This is a genomic window from Bacillus sp. AFS059628, assembly GCF_002571225.1.
GTDB lineage: Bacteria > Bacillota > Bacilli > Bacillales > Bacillaceae_G > Bacillus_A.
Window position 1 is genome coordinate 57,421 of record NZ_NVEC01000076.1, and the last position, 17,475, is coordinate 74,895.

Consider the following 17,475-nt stretch of genomic DNA (forward strand, 5'->3'; position numbering starts at 1 on the left):
TTATTTTATTTTATAAAAAAGGAATTGTCCCTCCGAACAACTCCTTTTTCCTCATTTAAACAAGTTCTTTAATACGTATGCGATCGTTCCCAATAATATTTTCATATGTTTCGCGCTCTACAACAATTTGTGACGTACCACCTTTCGCGAAGACGACAGCTGGTCTACGAATCCGATTATAATTATTCGCCATCGAGTACCCATATGCCCCTGTACAAGAAATTGCTAGTAAATCCGCAGAGGCAACTTTCGGTAGATTAATATCCCAAATTAACATATCTCCACTCTCACAGCATTTCCCTGCAATCGAAACAACTTCCTCATTCTCATCGTTCCCTCGATTCGCTAACATCGCTTCATAACGAGCATTATATAAAGCAGGCCTTAAATTATCAGTCATCCCACCATCGACTGATACATATTTCCGAATACCAGGAATGTCTTTCACAGATCCAACTGTATAAAGGGTCGTTCCAGCATCACCTACAATACTACGGCCTGGTTCAACCCATATTTCTGGCAAGGGATAATTACATACTGTAAATTGCTCTCTCACTGCACTTGTTACAGCTCGCACATACTTCTCAAGAGTTAATGGCGTATCTGACTCTGTGTAGCGTATTCCGAATCCTCCGCCCACATTTAGCACTTTTACTACATAATTTGTTCGCTCTCTCACTTTTTCTAAAAATTGATGAAGAACTTCAATCGCTCGCACAAAGCCGGCTGTTTCAAATATTTGTGATCCGATATGTGAATGAATTCCTAACACGTTATAATTTGATTTTTGTAAAGCAAGCTCAATTGCTTGCATCGCTTGACCATTTGACACGCCAAATCCAAATTTCGAATCATCTTGACCTGTTGTAATATATTCATGTGTGTGCGCCTCTACCCCAGGCGTTACACGAATTAATATGTTCACAAATTTCCCATGTTGCACTGCTAAATCATGCAAAATTTCTAATTCTAAGAAGTTATCTACGACAAAACAACCAATATTCGCCTGAAGAGCCATCACAATTTCTTCATCTGTTTTGTTATTGCCGTGAAAATGAATGCGCGATGCCGGAAATCCTGCTTGTAGTGCAGTATATAATTCCCCTCCAGAAACAACATCTAATGACATATTCTCTTCACGAGCTACTCGGCACATCTCCATGCACAAGAACGCCTTGCTTGCATATGCTACTTGATAAGAGAAACCACTTTCTTTAAAAGCACGATGAAACGCGCGGCACTTTCCTCGAATTGACTCTTCATCGTATACATAAAGTGGTGTTCCATATTGTTTTGCTAGCTGCGTCGTATCGCACCCTCCAATTTCTAAGTGTCCTTGCCCATTGATTCGGCTTGTGCCGTGTAAATACATTTGAATTCCTCCCTTATTTCCTCTAAAACTCATAACCCCAATCTTCTATTCATTGCAGCACGCTTTTAGATAGACAAAAAACGCGCGGAACAATGTTCACACGCGTTTCTTATTAGGAAAAATATATATTGAAAAAATAAACGAGTTGTTATCTCCTCAAAATAAGAAACCGCATCAACATCTCCAAATAGCTCTCCATAAAATAAATCTTATGACAGTACTACATTTATTCAATGCAGTCCCAATATATGAATAAGATGGTTATTCTTATATTTCGGCAATAGTCCCTTTCAACCTATGATCACAGATTCCATTAAATCTCCCATAGCTTACTCTTTCCTATCGCGGCCTCTACCTTTGAGAGTAGATGAGGTAAGTCTATTTAATTTTCAAACATCTAATTGTTGCTATTAACAATACCAAAGGACCATTTTATTTGTCAAACAATTTTTTATATTGTTTTTTTACAGTTTAGTTTCGTATCGTTCGGTAAGCGCTTTACTAAAACCTTCGTCACTTCCCATTCGCCTTCTTCGTTATTAAATGTAATCGTTACCTTCTCAAATGGTGGAGCAATTTTCCCGGCAACACGTTCATACTTCGTTACTTCAATAACTGCTTGAAATAAATATGTACCGCTATACACTTTTTTTAAACTAATAATTTTCGGGCATTGATAAGGCTTCAAGCTCCCATATTGTTTTTCAATTGCTTTATTTATTTTCGGAAATAAGACAGAATAAAGGGCATCTTCCATAAGAGGTGCATCATATTGCGCTACCGACACACTCGGTGAAGCAAAAAGTATAACACTACTACATACTATAAAATACAATAACTTTCGCATTATAACCTCCTTACACGATTCTTTCTGCGCACGACAATAATCATATATAGAAACTCCGTTTTATTGTCTCCTACTCCCCTTTTTCTAATCAATTATTATAAAAAAGCCCACAACTCTCTTTTGTTTTCGTATAATGATACTCATAGTATAATAAACATAATAACAAAGGACTGTTCGTATATATAAAATGAGGCGCTAATCAAATCGACTCACAAGAACTGTCATGCTTTTTAGGAGAGGAGTATATTATGCTACAACGTCTGTTTCCAAAACTGCGATTTGCACTCGTTGCAGTCGTTTTATTATGGATAAAAACATATATTGTGTACAAGCTAGCATTCGATATTAAAATTGATAATTTCTTTGAAGAATTTATGCTTTTTATTAATCCACTAGCTGCGTTACTTTTATTTTTCGGTTTTGCTTTATTTGCATCTAAACACCGAAACCGCATTATAGTTGGAATTAGTTTTATACTATCATTCATTTTATTTGGAAATGCAATGTTTTATGGGTTTTATAACGATTTCGTTACGTTCCCAGTATTATTTCAAACAAATAATATGGCTGATTTAGGGACGAGTATAAAAGAACTCTTTACGTATAAAACATTACTGTTATTCGCAGATGCGATCATCTTAATGTTTCTTTCGCGTAAATTCCCAGCATTTTACGACAAGACGCCGCTTTCTCGCTCTGAGAAGAGAACTTTCTTTAGCGGTGTAACAGCTCTATTAGCACTACAAATTGTTGTTTCCGTTATTTATAAACCACAAATGTTCTCACGCTCGTTTGACCGTCAAACTGTCGTGAAAAATTTAGGTTTATACACATATCATCTATTTGATATTACACTTCAATCTAAATCTTCAGCTGAACGTGTATTTGCAAGTGGGGACGGGTTCTCTGAAATTAAAAACTATACAGATTCAAAAGATAAGCAAGTTGATAAAAATTTATTTGGAGCTGCCAAAGGTAAAAATGTTATTTTAATTTCAATGGAATCTACACAAAGTTTTGTTATTAATGAAAAAATAAATGGAAAAGAAATTACCCCATTTTTAAACGAATTTATTAAAGATAGTTTCTATTTCGATAATTTCTATCATCAAACAGGACAAGGTAAAACTTCTGATGCTGAATTTATCGTTGAAAATTCACTTTATCCGTTAGATCGCGGTTCTGTATTCTTTACTCATGCAACAAATGAATATACAGCTACACCAGAACAATTAAAAAAATACGGATATTCTTCTGCTGTCTTCCATTCAAACGATAAAGCGTTTTGGAATCGTGATGTAATGTATCCTGCACTTGGATATGATCGTTACTTTAATTTGAATGATTACGTAGGCACAGAACAAATGTCTGTCGGTTGGGGATTAAAAGATAAAGAGTTCTTTGAACAATCTATCCCAAAGCTAAAATCTTTACCACAGCCATTCTATACAAAGTTCATTACTTTAACAAACCATTTTCCATTTCTTCTAAATCCAGAAGATCAATATGTTGATGAGTTTAATTCAGAAAGTGGTGTTGTAAACCGTTACTTCCCAACGGTTCGTTACACGGATGAAGCTCTTAAACGATTTATTAAACAATTAAAAGAAGAGGGACTATATGATAATTCCGTTATTATCATTTACGGAGATCATTACGGTATTTCTGAAAACCATAACGCAGCTATGGCCCAGTTCCTTGGGAAAGACGCTATTACACCGTTTGATTCTATGCAACTACAACGCGTCCCTCTCATTATTCACGTACCTGGTCAAGAAGGAAAAGTCATTTCTAAAGTATCTGGTCAAATTGATATTAAACCAACGCTACTTCATTTACTTGGTATGAAAACAAATAAATCCGTTGAATTTGGAACTGACTTATTTATTAAAGAAAAAGACCCACTTATGGTAATGCGTGATGGTAGCTTCGTCTCGGAAGATTATGTGTATACAAAAAACATGTGTTATAAACGAAATACAGGTGAAGAAGCGGACATTTCATTATGTCAACCAAATATTGAAAAAGCAAAAACTGAATTGAAACTCTCCGACAAACTCATTTATGGAGATTTATTACGTTTCGACCCTAACAATCGGTATAAGACTGGAACGATGACAACGAAATTTGAATAATACAAGGAGCAACTTTATAAAAGTTGCTCCTTTTTTTACTTATTTTTCAAATCATTCTTCTATGAAATCTTTCACAAATTGGGAATTTTTTTCGTATGAAGAAGAAATTTATGGTATGATAAAATAAGTAAACTTTCATACACTAATTAAGAATTTATTACAGAAAGCAAGGGATCAGATTTTGTATAGAGCAGCTATTCCAAACTTATTTACGCTCGGAAATTTATATAGTGGATTCTTGTCAATCGGCTATGCATCTTTAGGATATTATAAATCAGCTGCTATTTTAGTACTTATCGGGATGATGTTAGATAGTCTTGATGGGCGTGTTGCTCGTTTATTACGCGTTGATTCACAAATGGGAAAAGAGCTTGACTCGCTTGCAGATGTCGTAACATTTGGTGCAGCACCTGCTGTCCTCATGTATTACACATCTTTCTCCAATTATGGAATCATCGGACTATACATAGCGGGACTATTCCCTCTTTTCGGAGCATATCGTTTAGCTCGATTTAATGTTACACCATCTTCTACTTCAATGAAATATTTCACTGGGGTACCGATTACAGCAGCGGGAGGGCTTGTTGCTTTCTTAACATTATTTTCACATACCATTCCAAAAATCGTTCTTATTACAGTATTTGTAACGTTCGCATTTTTAATGGTGAGCCGCATTCGTATCCCAAGTTTAAAAGATGTACCAATTCCACGATATAGCATCATTATTACACTATTTTTAGTTGGAATCATTATCACAATGTACCAAACAGGTTTCGGTAATTTTTCTGTTTTCTTATTCATTGCTATTCCACTATATATTTTGTATATGCTATCTCAATTTCTTAGACAAAGACCATCTAAAAGAGCAAATAAAGACAAATAAAAAACCTTCCGATTCCGGAAGGTTTCTTTTTATTTTGTAACGAATACTTTTTGATTTACAGGTGTTACCGGCTCTTCACCGTTTAATACTGCTAAAATATTTCTTACTGCCATTTCAGCCATCGCATCACGCGTTTCAAATGTTGCATTTCCTACGTGAGGAGCAAGTACTACATTCTTTAACCCTTTTAGCTCTTCAGTAATTTTCGGTTCAAATTCAAATACATCAAGAGCCGCCCCTTCAATTTCATTCGTTTTTAATGCATGAGCGAGTGCTGCTTCATGCATGATTGGTCCACGTGAAGCATTTATAATATACGCAGTTTTCTTTATCATTTTAAATTGTTCTTCATCAATCATATGGTGCAATTTCGGATTATACGCACAGTTAATTGTAATAAAGTCTGCTGTTTGTAATAATTCTTCCAATGTTACATATGTTGCTTCCAGCTCACTTTCAGCTTCAGGCTTTCGATTTGGTCCTGTATATAAAACATTCATTCCAAACGCTTTCGCACGCTTTGCAACTGCCTTTCCGATTTCTCCAAGGCCAATAATTCCAATTGTTTTACCGTGTACTTCGCGGCCTAAGAAAAATAATGGTGCCCATCCGTTAAATCCAGTTGTACGACATAGCGTATCACCTTCAGGAATTCTACGTGCCGCCGCTAAAAGAAGTGCAAATGTTAGTTCTGCAGTAGCTTCAGTTGATACTTTCGGTGTATTCGATACTACAATTCCTTTTTCACCCGCATACGTGTAATCAATATTGTCGTAACCAGCACCATAGTTTGCAACAATCTTCAAATTAGGTGCCGCATCAATCACTTCTTTTGTCACCTTTGTAGAAAGTAGGCTTAACAATGCATCTTTGTCTTTTACACGCTCTGTTAATTCATCTAAAGAAATTAACGCCTCTTTATCGTACATTTCTACATCATGATCCTTTAATAGTTCTAATCCGATTGCTGGAATTTTCCCTGCTACTAATATTTTTGCCACTACTAACACCTCTTCTATAGAAAATAAGATATCTCTTATCTTTCATTGTAAGAAATCCACATATAAAAACCAAGGAATTTGATTATAGTTTTGAAAATCGACACTTTTCCACAAAAAAAGAGGAGATGCAAGTCTCCCCTCTTCTTATGCTTTTTCTTGCGATTGTTTTCCAAGCTTCACATCGATCGTTCCTTCTGCAACTGTATCACTAATTTGTTCCTCAATAACGGATTGAGATGTAGCATTCGTTTCAGAAGTATACGCTTGTTGCTGTGCATCTTGTACATTTTGTTTATTTTGTTGTTTCACCATTTCTTTACCCTCCTTTTTATTCTTTCTTATTTTGAACAAAAAGTTGAGTTTTCATCAAAAAATCGTGATCATTTTAAAATTGTAACTTCTCCTTCCAGCAATTTCATCGTTCTTACTCGTTTCGTAAATGTAGCTAAATGCGAAATATCATGATTGCGTAACGTCTTTATATTCTCTTCCACATATTTTCCTAAATCATGCGGATAATGAGCATCTGAGGAAAGTGTAATCGGGACCCCATGCTTAGCTAATACTTGTAAATATAGTGGACTCGGGCACATTTCACGCACAGGGTAGCGATAATACAACCCCGCATTTATTTCCGTTGCCGTATTTGTTTCTACCAATGCACGTGCAATTTCCTTATAATAAGAAAGTTGTTCATTCTCATCTAGCCGGTAATTAAATACTTTTATATTATCAAGATGAGCTATTATATCAAATAACTCAGAACGAACTGCACACTCCACCGTTTTGAAAAACGTATCATATAAAGCATATAAGTCATGTTCCTTAAAATATTCTTTCGTATCTGGATTGTCAAATCCCCAGCCATTTAAAAAATGAACAGAACCTATTACATAATCAAAATCCCCTAATGCGAGTAAAGATTGTAATTCTTGTTCACCACCAATAAAATAATCCGCTTCAATTCCAAGTTTAAGCGTAACACCTCTTTTACTCCATCGTTCTTTTGCCTCTTCAATTGCCTTTGTAAAATCATGTAGTGACGCTACCCTTACTTGGTCTAACCATTCCTTCTGTAAATGACCAAGCCTCGAATTACTAATATCGACATATCTTTCATAGTATTCTTTCGCTTCATAAAAACGGTATAAATGATCGACAATCCCAACTTCTTTTATACCTTTTCGCAAAGCTTCTTCTAAATATAAATCAATCCATTTCACTGTAAATGGCCCTTCTTTCACACGTCTTTGCAGGCGTTCTTGTGTTTTTACAAGCCATTCCATAGAATGTTTTTCTTCTTTAAGCGGTTCATAATGTTGCAGTGCTTCATTTATTTTAGCAAGCCACCCTATTGAATACGGTCCTTCTTCTAAATGAATGTGATAATCCACTTTCATACATATTCCCCCTATAATGTATCTATTTCTCTCCTGTCTCCTACTCTCGAAAGCTTCCCATTTCTTTCTTTCACTTCCTCCATAATATCTTCTAATGGTATATTTTTTTCGGCTAATAAAACGAAGCAGTGATACATTACATCAACCATTTCTTTCACTAACTCTTCTTTATCATTATTTTTAGATGCGATAATTACTTCGGAACATTCCTCACCAATTTTCTTTAAAATTTTATCTTCCCCTTTTGAAAACAAGTAATTTGTATATGATTCAGGAAGCGGACTTCTCTTTCGTTCTTCAATTGTTTCAAATAGTAATGTAAAGGCGTTTTTCATATGTATCCCCCTATATAATTTTGTAATGAAAACATGTCTTTTCTCCCGTATGACATGCAGGCCCTACTTGCTTTACGACAACAACAATTGAATCTTGATCACAATCTAAATAAAGAGATTGCACATATTGGATATTCCCTGATGTTTCCCCTTTATTCCATAACGACCTTCTTGACCGAGAATAAAACCAAGTTCTTTTCGTTTGTAACGTTTTTTCATATGCTTCTTCATTCATATAAGCTAGCATTAAAACTTCTTTTGTACCTTCTTCAATTACAACTGTTGGTAGTAATCCTTTTGAAAAGTTAGGTTTCATAACCGCACCTCGACGTTTGCATTTCTTAATTTTCTCTTTACGTCCTGCACTGTCGCCTCACCATAATGAAAGATGGATGCCGCTAACGCTGCATCAACGGTTGTCTTTTGAAAAACTTCTATAATGTGATCAACATGACCGCACCCGCCTGACGCGATGACTGGTACGGAAACGCTTTTTGAAATTTCTTCTGTTAAGCGAAGGTCATATCCATTTTTCGTTCCATCTGCATCCATACTCGTTAATAAAATTTCCCCTGCGCCTAGCTCGGTAACACGCTTTGCCCACCAGATGGCATCCATTTCTGTATCAATTCTTCCGCCGTTCACATATACATTCCACTTACCTTCTGTTACTTTTCTAGCATCAATTGCGACGACAATACATTGTGAGCCAAAGTGTTCTGCTCCTTCTTCAATTAATTTTGGATTTCGCACTGCCGCTGAGTTAATTGAAATTTTATCTGCTCCCGCTCTTAGTAAATTGTACATATCTTTAACACTTGAAATCCCCCCGCCAACTGTAAGAGGAATAAATACTTTTGAAGCTGTTTTCTCTACAACATCTATAATCGTCTTTCGTCCTTCATGCGTTGCCGTAATATCTAAAAATACTATTTCATCTGCTCCCGCCTCATTATATAAAGCGGCTATTTCAACCGGATCACCGACGTCTTGTAACCCTATAAAATTTACACCCTTTACGACTCGCCCTTCTTTCACATCTAGACAAGGAATAATTCGTTTTGCTAACATAACTTTGTTACCTCTAATACTTCTTCTAAATCTATCGTTTTCTCGTAAAGAGCCTTACCAATTATGACGCCGTATATATTCATATCATTTAATTTTTTCACATCTTGAATAGATGCTACTCCTCCAGAAGCAATAAGACGAATAGCAACGCTTTTTTGTAGTAACTCCAATTGCTCTATATTCGGCCCTGCAAGTGTCCCGTCTTTCGAAATGTCTGTAAACACAATTGTTAGAACACCTATATTCTCCATTTGCTTTGCTAAATCAATGTAAGAAATTTCAGACACATCAAGCCAGCCTCTCGTTGCTACGAAACCATTTTTCGCATCAATGCCAACAATGATTTTTTCTTTATATAGAAGAACCGCTTCTTCTAAAAATGCCTTATCATAAAGAGCGGCTGTTCCTAAAATCACTTTATCCACACCTACTGACAATAGCTTCTCTACCGCTATAAGCGATCGAATTCCTCCTCCAACTTGTACGGGAATACATACTGCCTTACAAATTTTTTCAATGACGGACAAGTTTAACGACTCGCCAGCAACTGCACCATCTAAATCAACAATGTGCAACCGTTTCGCTCCAAATTTTTCAAATATAATCGCTTGCGCAACCGGATCTTCATTCATTACTGTTTCTTTACTAAACTCTCCTTGATAAAGCCTAACGCAGCGCCCCTCTTTTAAATCGATAGCTGGGAAGATTTCCATGCTTCTACCACTCCTTTGAAATTTTTCAACATTTGCATTCCGATGTCACCACTCTTTTCAGGGTGAAACTGTGCGCCATATATACTTCCTTTTGCTACAAAACCAGGTACTTTCACTCCATATTCACTTATTCCATACACAATTTCATTTGGACAATCTGCGTAATAAGAGTGGACATAATATACGAAAGAACCATCCTCTACTCCATTCCAAAGTGCTATTTCTCCCTCTTTCTTTAACTCATTCCATCCCATATGTGGAATCTTATAAGGAACCTTTAACTTTCGAATAACACCTGGTAATAAACTTAATCCGTTACAGTCTTCTAGTTCCTCACTTTTTTCAAATAAAAGCTGCATTCCTAAGCAAATGCCTAGAAGCGGTTTTCCTGAACGCCCGACTTCTTTTAACACACATACTAAATCTTTTTCTTCCAATACATTCATCGCCTTTGGAAATGCACCTACTCCTGGTAAAATTACTCCATCACTTCTAAGAATTTCTTCTTTCTCACTCGTTACGATATACGCTGCTCCAATATGCTTTAATGCTTGTTCTACACTACGAATATTTCCCATTCCATAATCTATAATGGCAATCAATTACAACACCCCTTTCGTTGAATTTACACCAGTAATGTTGACATTTCTTTCGACTGCTTCTCTAAGCGCTCTACCAAACGCTTTAAATAACGCTTCAATTTTGTGATGTGTATTGCTTCCGTATAAAATACGAGCATGTAATGTAATATTGGCAGCATGCGCAACTGCTCTAAAAAATTCTTCTGTTAATTCTGTATCAAAATCCCCAAGCTTCGGATTCGTTAATTCTCCTTGAAATACAATATATGAGCGCCCGCTTATATCAATTGCGACAAAGCCTAAAGACTCATCCATCGGTACATATGCTGAGCCGTACCTATTAATCCCCTCTTTACTTTGCAATGCTTCTTTCAAACAGTTTCCGAGTACAATCCCAACATCTTCAACTGTATGATGCGCATCAACGAAAACATCACCTTCTGCCTCCACTTGCAAACCGAATCTTCCATGCCTTGCAAATAAAGTTAGCATATGATCAAAAAATCCAACTCCCGTTTGTACAGAAACATTCTTTCCTTCATCAAGCTGTAAATTTAATTTTATTTTTGTTTCTGTCGTCTCACGTATTTGACTAGACTCGCGCATCATTCTTCCTCCTCAAATCTTATTTGAATCGCTCTCGCATGCGCATGTAACCCTTCTTTATTGGCAAGTTCTACAATATGATGTTGTACATCTCTTAACGCGTCCTCCGTATAAGACAGGAAGCTTGATTTTTTCACGAAATCATCGACTGATAACGGTGAGAAAAATCTTGCTGTTCCACTTGTCGGTAACACATGATTCGGTCCTGCTAAATAATCACCGAGCGGTTCCGGTGCATATGGTCCAAGAAAGATAGATCCTGCATGTTTCACATAAGCTAGAGCATTCATCGGTTCTTTTATATGTAACTCTAAATGTTCTGGAGCGATTTCATTGGATAATTGTAGCGCCTCATTTAAAGAAGGAATGATAAAAATAGCTCCATTTCTATTTATCGATTCACGTGCAATTTTGCTTCTTGGTAATGTTTCTAACTGTCTTTCTATCTCTTTTTCTACCTCTTTTGCTAACTCTATATTCGTTGTAATACAAATTGCTGTTGCTCTCACGTCATGTTCTGCTTGTGATAATAAATCAGCAGCAATGTATTTTGCATTGCCAGTTTCATCAGCGATAACTACAATTTCTGACGGTCCAGCAATCATATCAATATTTACTATCCCGTATACTTCTCGTTTTGCCAGAGCGACGTACAAATTTCCCGGTCCAACTATTTTATCCACTTTCGGAATCGATTCCGTCCCGTATGCTAAAGCAGCAATTGCTTGCGCGCCACCTATCGTATAAATTTCATCTACTCCTGCAAGACTTGCAGCAACTAAAATATGTGGATCAATTCCTCCTTCCCTCGGCGGTGTTACCATTACAATTTTTTTCACACCAGCGAGTTTTGCTGGCAATACATTCATTAATACTGACGAAGGATACGAAGCAGTTCCGCCTGGCACATATACGCCTACATTCTCTAACGGCCGAATGATTTGTCCTCTAATGATGCCATTACTCTCGCAATCAAATATGGATTGCCTTTTTTGTTTTTCGTGATATGAAATAATGTTTTTCTTCGCTTCTTGTAACGCTTCTAAAAATGAATTCTCTACAAACATACCCGCTCGTTTTATTTCTTCTTCACTTACACGAAACTCTTTCATCTTTACACCATCAAACTTTTTTGTATAAAAAGATAGGGCCTCATCCCTACTCTCCCTTACATTTCGAACAATTTCATTTACATTTCTTTGAACAGTTTCTTCTATTATATTAGCGTTTTCCCGTAGCAATTTTATTTTTAATAACGCCTTTTGAAAATCTTCATACATGATTTCCATTTTAATCCCCCTATTTTCCGGATAAAATTTCTTGTTCCATCATATTCACAATACTGAATATTTCGTCTTTTTTAGTTTTTAATGCGGCTTTATTTACGATCATTCGAGCGGATATAGAACACATTTCTTCAAATACAACGAGCCCGTTTTCTTGTAATGTTTTTCCCGTTTCAACAATATCAACAACGGCATCTGCCAATCCAAGAATAGGAGCGATTTCTACAGAACCTTCTATTTTTATAATTTCTACATCCTCTCCTTTATCATGAAAATAGTTAGAAGTAATATGTGGATATTTCGTCGCAATACGCTTCTTCCGGTAGCTCTTCGGGTTATAAGTAGGAATAGAAGCAACACAAAACTTACACACGCCTACTCCTAAATCCAACATTTCATAAATATCTTTCTCGTTTTCCATTAAAACATCTTTGCCAACGACCCCAATATCAGCTACTCCATGTTCTACATAAGTAGCAACATCTACTGCTTTTACTAAAATAAATGATATATCTGTATTTTTACTTTGAAAGACTAGCTTTCGTCCTTTATTTTTGAGCTCTGTACAATCAATTCCAATTTGCTCAAAGAGCGGAATCACATGTTTTTCTAATCTTCCTTTCGTCAACGCAATTTGAATGTTACGCATGAAGTTTCCCCTTCTTTCTGGACTACCCATTTCTCGTTCCATACATATTCCACTAACGATTCATTCTTTGCCTCAACGACCGTTACTATTTGATGTTTTCTTGCAAATTGAAAGGTTTCATTTATATTTGAGAATAAAGATAGCTCTACTTTTTTCCCGTCCTTTTGAAGTAAATTTCGCAATCGTTCCGCTTCTGCTAATCTATTTAACTCATAATGAATCATAATATCTATTCTCTTTCGTTCATATGGTTCTTGTTGCTCTTGTAGCGCCTTCACAATTTGATTGACTTGCACCGCGAATCCAACAGCCGGCAGCATTTCTCCAAAATTTCCAATCAACTCATCATACCTTCCGCCACTAACAATTTCTTCTCCAATTTCGTATATATACCCTTTGAAAATAACACCTGTATAATAGTCCAAATGTTGAATCATACCTAAATCAATGGATATGTACGATCCATATCCTAGCTTTTCAATTGCTTCATATATTTCTTTCACTCTTGCGATGGCCATTTTCATTTCATTACTTGAGGCGAGTTTTTCAGCTTCCTCAATCACTTCTAAATTCCCAAATAACCTTGGTAATTTCTCTAGTAATCTTACTGTTTCATCACATCGATCTAATTTCTTTTCTCTAATAAAATTTGATAGCGCGGCATAATTTTTACTTTCAATGTATGTTCTAAGTATTCTCTCCTCTTCTCCATGAATGGAGAGCTTTTTGACAATACATTTATATAACTGTACTTGCCCAATCTCTATTGTAAAAGATTGCACTTTCAACTTTTGAAGTGATTGTATGACGCTTATGACACATTCAATTTCAGCTCTTACATTATCAATTCCGATAATTTCAATACCACTTTGCACAATTTCATTATATTTTCCAGTAAGAGACTCATTCGCTCGAAATACATTCCCGCTATACGTCACTTTAAGTGGCGTATCACATCTCTGCGTTCCGATTACTCTCGCTAAAGGAATTGTCATATCAGGGCGTAACACAATAATCCGTCCCTTTTCATCAAAAAATTTATACATCTTTTCTTCATCTATCGGTCTATTTTGAAAAGCAAACACATCATAAAATTCTATTGTTGGTGTCCTTATTTCTTCATAACCTCTCTCTAAAAAAGTACGCCTTAATTTTTGTTCTACTTCTTCAATTAACGTACATTCTTCGAATAAATAATCTCTCGTTCCATTTGGATTTGCACGTTTCCATTTTGTCATCGAAATTTTCACACCTTTCCTTTTCTAATGTATGCCTATTTCATGCTCCTAAACCGAAAATAAAAAGAGCCTTGTAGATAAAATATACCTACAAGGCTCTTTATTAGAGTGTAGGTACAACGGGAATAACCCTTGCACCTACACGTTTTCACGCTAGGTTCAAGGGCTTTATGTATGATGATGTAGTTGTGTAAGCATTTTAATAGATTGCATTGTTTTCATAATACCTACTCCCTTTCTCCTCTAATTTTTACATAGTATATAACACTTAATTCTGAATGTAAATACATTTTAAATATTCCGTTATCTCTTAATATACAGCTACCCTTCTTTCATACTCTTTTATTTCTTGTTCATACTGCATTGTAATACTAATTTCATCTAAACCATTTAGTAATTTCTCTTTCCACATTTTTTCGATTGTAAAATGAAACCTGTGCGTACTCGTTGTAATGACTTCATTCTCTAAATCTACTTCTATTTGCTCGCTCGCATCCGTTTTAGAAAGTTGTTCACGCATTTCTTTATCCATTACAATTGGTAACATACCATTTTTCATACAATTCATATAAAAAATATCTGCAAACCCTCCAGCGATAATAGTGCGGAAACCATAATCAGCAAGTGCCCAAGGTGCATGTTCTCTTGAAGAACCGCAACCAAAATTATCCCCTGTAATTAATATACTTGCCCCTTTTCTATCTTGTGCATTAAGCGGAAAATTCGGGTTTTCATGGCGGTTATTATCATAACGCCACTCATCAAATAAATATTTTCCAAATCCTGTCCTTTCAATTCTCTTTAAATATTGCTTTGGAATAATTTGGTCTGTATCAATATTATCATTCATCAGTACTGCCACGGTACCTTTATGAATACGAAATGGCTCCATCATAACTCTCCTTTCTAGTATCAACAAAATGACCATATAACGCAGCTGCTGCCGCCATTGCTGGGCTAACTAAATGCGTTCTTGCTCCTTTTCCTTGCCTTCCTTCAAAATTACGATTTGAAGTTGAAGCACAATGTTCTCCTTCAGGTACTTGATCTGGATTCATTCCAAGACACATGGAACATCCAGGTTCTCTCCATTCAAATCCAGCTTCTTTAAATATGTGATGTAGTCCTTTTTTCATTGCAGCTTCCCTTACTCTTTTTGATCCAGGAACAACGAGCGCTCGCACACCTTCTTTTACCTTTCTCCCTTTCACAACAGATGCAGCAATTTCTAAATCAGAAAGTCTAGAATTTGTACAAGACCCAATGAAAACATGCTGAACTGGAATGTCATACGTGCTTTGTCCAGGGCTTAATCCCATATAAGAAAATGCTCTTTCGTCATTTGCATCATGCTTTTCTGGCAACTTTTCATCAATACGAACACCCATACTCGGATTGGTTCCCCACGTAACGTACGGGGCTAAATCTGTAACATCAATTGTAATATGTAAATCATACATCGCATCTGCATCTGTATAAAGCTCAGACCATTTTTCCTCGAAAGTTTCATAGTCTTTCGGTGCATATTTACGCCCTTTTACGTAAGCAAATGTTTTTTCATCTGGCGCGATAATACCTGCTTTTGCGCCTCCTTCAATTGCCATGTTACAAAGCGTCATTCTCTCTTCCATCTCCATAGCCTCAATGGTCTCTCCGTAAAATTCCATTACGTATCCAGTTCCAACTGCCACACCGTACTTTGAAAGGAGATGCAAAATAATATCTTTTGCGTAAACACCTTTTTGTAATTTTCCTTTTAACTCAATGCCCATCGCTTTCGGTTTTCTTTGCCACAACGTTTGCGTTGCCAATACATGTTCCACCTCACTCGTACCAATGCCAAATGCTAGTGCGCCAAACGCACCATGCGTTGCTGTATGACTATCACCACAAACAATTGTTTTTCCCGGCTGCGTGAGCCCTAGTTCTGGTCCTATGACATGAACAATCCCTTGCTCTTCATCTCCGATATCGGCTAATGGCACCTGAAATTGTTTACAATTTTCCCGAAGTGTGTCTAGTTGCTGCTTCGCAATGCGATCGGTAATATTCCAAACATCTTTCGTTGGGATATTATGATCCATCGTTGCGAATGTTAAATCTGGTCTGCGAACCGTTCGATTTGTAAGCCGCAAGCCTTCAAAGGCTTGCGGTGACGTTACTTCGTGAACAAGATGCAGATCGATATATAATAAATCCAATCCATTTTCGTTTGTCGTAACTACGTGTCTTTCCCAAAGTTTATCTAATAACCTTTTCCCCATTATCTTCCTCTCCCTACCAATGCTTGTTCTTCCATTTCTTGCATAACTGCCTTCGTAAATGAATTTGTCGTTTCAGTCCCCCCGATATCTGATGTACATTTCCCTGATTTAAGGACTGCGGAAATTGCTTCTTCAATTGCACACCCTTCTCTCGTTAATCCGAACGATTGCCCAAGCATCATGGCAACAGAACGCATCATGGCAATTGGATTCGCCTTATTTTTCCCGGCAATATCCGGCGCTGATCCGTGAATAGGCTCGTATAATGAAGGTCCCTTTTCCGCATGACTTGCTGACGGAAGCATTCCTAATGATCCAGCTAATACGGAAGCCTCGTCACTTAAAATATCTCCAAATAAATTTTCCGTTACAATTACATCAAATCGTCCTGGATTTCGAATTAACTCCATAGCAGCGGCATCTACTAAAATATGTTCTAGTTCAACGTCTGGATAACGAAGTGCTACTTCTTCTGTCACAGTTCTCCATAGTTTACTAGATTCTAAAACATTCGCCTTATCAATAGATGTTACTTTCTTCTTCCGCTTACTCGCTAATTGAAAAGCATAAGAAACGATACGTTCAATTTCATGGCGATGATACGTAAGGGTATCTGTTGCTACTTCGTCCGTTCGTTCTTTCGGATAAGAAAAATAAATTCCCCCTGTTAATTCACGAACGACAACGAAATCAATTTCGTCAGCCTTTTTTAATGGCGATAAATGTGCCGTTGCACTTTCTACCGTTACAGGACGAACGTTCGCAAATACACCAAGTCCTTTTCTTAGAGCTAATAATCCTTTCTCTGGCCTTTCTTTCGCACTATCCCACCTTGGTCCACCAACTGCTCCTAGTAAAACCGCATCACTTGCTAAACAGGCGGCAAGCGTTCGTTGTGGTAATGGTTGCCCATTTAAATCAATAGCACTCCCGCCGAAGTACTCATCTTGTAAATGAAAATGATGCCCATATAACCTCTCTACCATATGCAATACTTCCTTCGCACTTTCCATAACTTCCGGGCCAACACCGTCACCAGCTAAACAAACAATACGTTTTTCCAATTTCAACACTCCTTTTAATTGAATTTTCAG

Annotated in this window: 19 protein-coding genes and 1 riboswitch; of the genes, 2 read left to right on the plus strand and 17 right to left on the minus strand. The window is 36.7% G+C overall.

Annotated elements, in window-relative coordinates:
* Positions 1–55: 55 nt before the first annotated feature.
* A complete protein-coding gene (gene lysA, locus COL05_RS24125; RefSeq protein WP_098670426.1) occupies positions 56–1,372 on the minus strand; it encodes a diaminopimelate decarboxylase in 1,317 nt (438 codons plus the stop codon).
* A 180-nt stretch (positions 1,373–1,552) separates the two neighbouring features.
* A riboswitch (Lysine riboswitch) is annotated at positions 1,553–1,734 on the minus strand.
* 89 nt (positions 1,735–1,823) lie between these two features.
* Positions 1,824–2,219 carry a DUF3888 domain-containing protein gene (locus COL05_RS24130; protein WP_142337643.1) on the minus strand — a complete coding sequence of 132 codons (396 nt, stop codon included), beginning with the start codon at positions 2,217–2,219 and terminating at the stop codon, positions 1,824–1,826.
* Between the two features lie 248 nt (positions 2,220–2,467).
* Here COL05_RS24130 and COL05_RS24135 point away from each other — a divergent pair, with 248 nt between their 5' ends.
* Both COL05_RS24135 and pssA read left to right on the plus strand, forming a co-directional pair.
* Positions 2,468–4,354: an LTA synthase family protein gene (locus COL05_RS24135; protein WP_098670428.1), complete on the plus strand. Its 1,887-nt coding sequence runs from the start codon at positions 2,468–2,470 to the stop codon at positions 4,352–4,354.
* A 181-nt stretch (positions 4,355–4,535) separates the two neighbouring features.
* Positions 4,536–5,237, plus strand: a complete 702-nt coding sequence (pssA, locus tag COL05_RS24140; RefSeq protein WP_000285421.1) for a CDP-diacylglycerol--serine O-phosphatidyltransferase — start codon at positions 4,536–4,538, stop codon at positions 5,235–5,237.
* Between the two features lie 29 nt (positions 5,238–5,266).
* On the opposite strand, the gene COL05_RS24145 is transcribed toward pssA, so the two are convergent.
* The 15 genes from COL05_RS24145 to leuB all read right to left on the minus strand — a co-directional run bounded on the left by COL05_RS24145 (position 5,267) and on the right by leuB (position 17,445).
* Entirely contained in the window at positions 5,267–6,238 is a 972-nt protein-coding gene (locus COL05_RS24145) for an NAD(P)-dependent oxidoreductase (RefSeq protein ID WP_098670429.1), read from the minus strand.
* Between the two features lie 144 nt (positions 6,239–6,382).
* Positions 6,383–6,550 carry a DUF4025 domain-containing protein gene (locus tag COL05_RS24150; RefSeq protein ID WP_098670430.1) on the minus strand — a complete coding sequence of 56 codons (168 nt, stop codon included), beginning with the start codon at positions 6,548–6,550 and terminating at the stop codon, positions 6,383–6,385.
* A 68-nt stretch (positions 6,551–6,618) separates the two neighbouring features.
* Positions 6,619–7,638, minus strand: a complete 1,020-nt coding sequence (locus COL05_RS24155; protein WP_098670431.1) for a histidinol phosphate phosphatase domain-containing protein — start codon at positions 7,636–7,638, stop codon at positions 6,619–6,621.
* 11 nt (positions 7,639–7,649) lie between these two features.
* Positions 7,650–7,973, minus strand: a complete 324-nt coding sequence (gene hisE / locus COL05_RS24160; RefSeq protein ID WP_048544914.1) for a phosphoribosyl-ATP diphosphatase — start codon at positions 7,971–7,973, stop codon at positions 7,650–7,652.
* Between the two features lie 10 nt (positions 7,974–7,983).
* The gene (gene hisI, locus COL05_RS24165) at positions 7,984–8,289 is read right to left on the minus strand and encodes a phosphoribosyl-AMP cyclohydrolase (protein WP_098670432.1); all 306 of its coding nucleotides are present in this window, start codon (positions 8,287–8,289) and stop codon (positions 7,984–7,986) included.
* The gene (hisF, locus tag COL05_RS24170; RefSeq protein WP_098670433.1) at positions 8,286–9,044 is read right to left on the minus strand and encodes an imidazoleglycerol phosphate synthase cyclase subunit; all 759 of its coding nucleotides are present in this window, start codon (positions 9,042–9,044) and stop codon (positions 8,286–8,288) included. The genes hisI and hisF overlap by 4 nt, the downstream gene beginning before the upstream one ends.
* Positions 9,038–9,757 (minus strand): 1-(5-phosphoribosyl)-5-[(5-phosphoribosylamino)methylideneamino]imidazole-4-carboxamide isomerase, encoded by a 720-nt coding sequence (gene hisA, locus COL05_RS24175; protein ID WP_098670434.1) that lies wholly within the window; start codon positions 9,755–9,757, stop codon positions 9,038–9,040. The genes hisF and hisA overlap by 7 nt, the downstream gene beginning before the upstream one ends.
* On the minus strand, positions 9,730–10,359 hold the full coding sequence (gene hisH, locus COL05_RS24180; RefSeq protein ID WP_098670435.1) for an imidazole glycerol phosphate synthase subunit HisH: 630 nt from the start codon (positions 10,357–10,359) through the stop codon (positions 9,730–9,732). The genes hisA and hisH overlap by 28 nt, the downstream gene beginning before the upstream one ends.
* Positions 10,360–10,944 carry an imidazoleglycerol-phosphate dehydratase HisB gene (gene hisB, locus COL05_RS24185; protein WP_098670436.1) on the minus strand — a complete coding sequence of 195 codons (585 nt, stop codon included), beginning with the start codon at positions 10,942–10,944 and terminating at the stop codon, positions 10,360–10,362. It abuts the gene before it with no gap.
* Positions 10,944–12,233, minus strand: a complete 1,290-nt coding sequence (gene hisD / locus COL05_RS24190; RefSeq protein ID WP_098670437.1) for a histidinol dehydrogenase — start codon at positions 12,231–12,233, stop codon at positions 10,944–10,946. The genes hisB and hisD overlap by 1 nt, the downstream gene beginning before the upstream one ends.
* A gap of 10 nt (positions 12,234–12,243) precedes the next feature.
* A complete protein-coding gene (gene hisG, locus COL05_RS24195) occupies positions 12,244–12,879 on the minus strand; it encodes an ATP phosphoribosyltransferase (RefSeq protein ID WP_098670438.1) in 636 nt (211 codons plus the stop codon).
* Entirely contained in the window at positions 12,855–14,117 is a 1,263-nt protein-coding gene (gene hisZ / locus COL05_RS24200; protein ID WP_098670439.1) for an ATP phosphoribosyltransferase regulatory subunit, read from the minus strand. Before hisZ ends, hisG begins: the two co-directional genes overlap by 25 nt.
* A 310-nt stretch (positions 14,118–14,427) precedes the next feature.
* The gene (leuD, locus tag COL05_RS24205) at positions 14,428–15,009 is read right to left on the minus strand and encodes a 3-isopropylmalate dehydratase small subunit (RefSeq protein ID WP_098670440.1); all 582 of its coding nucleotides are present in this window, start codon (positions 15,007–15,009) and stop codon (positions 14,428–14,430) included.
* Complete coding sequence (gene leuC, locus COL05_RS24210) at positions 14,987–16,381, minus strand: 3-isopropylmalate dehydratase large subunit (RefSeq protein ID WP_098670441.1); 1,395 nt, start codon at positions 16,379–16,381, stop codon at positions 14,987–14,989. The genes leuD and leuC overlap by 23 nt, the downstream gene beginning before the upstream one ends.
* Entirely contained in the window at positions 16,381–17,445 is a 1,065-nt protein-coding gene (gene leuB / locus COL05_RS24215; protein WP_098670442.1) for a 3-isopropylmalate dehydrogenase, read from the minus strand. Before leuB ends, leuC begins: the two co-directional genes overlap by 1 nt.
* Between the last annotated feature and the right edge of the window lie 30 nt (positions 17,446–17,475).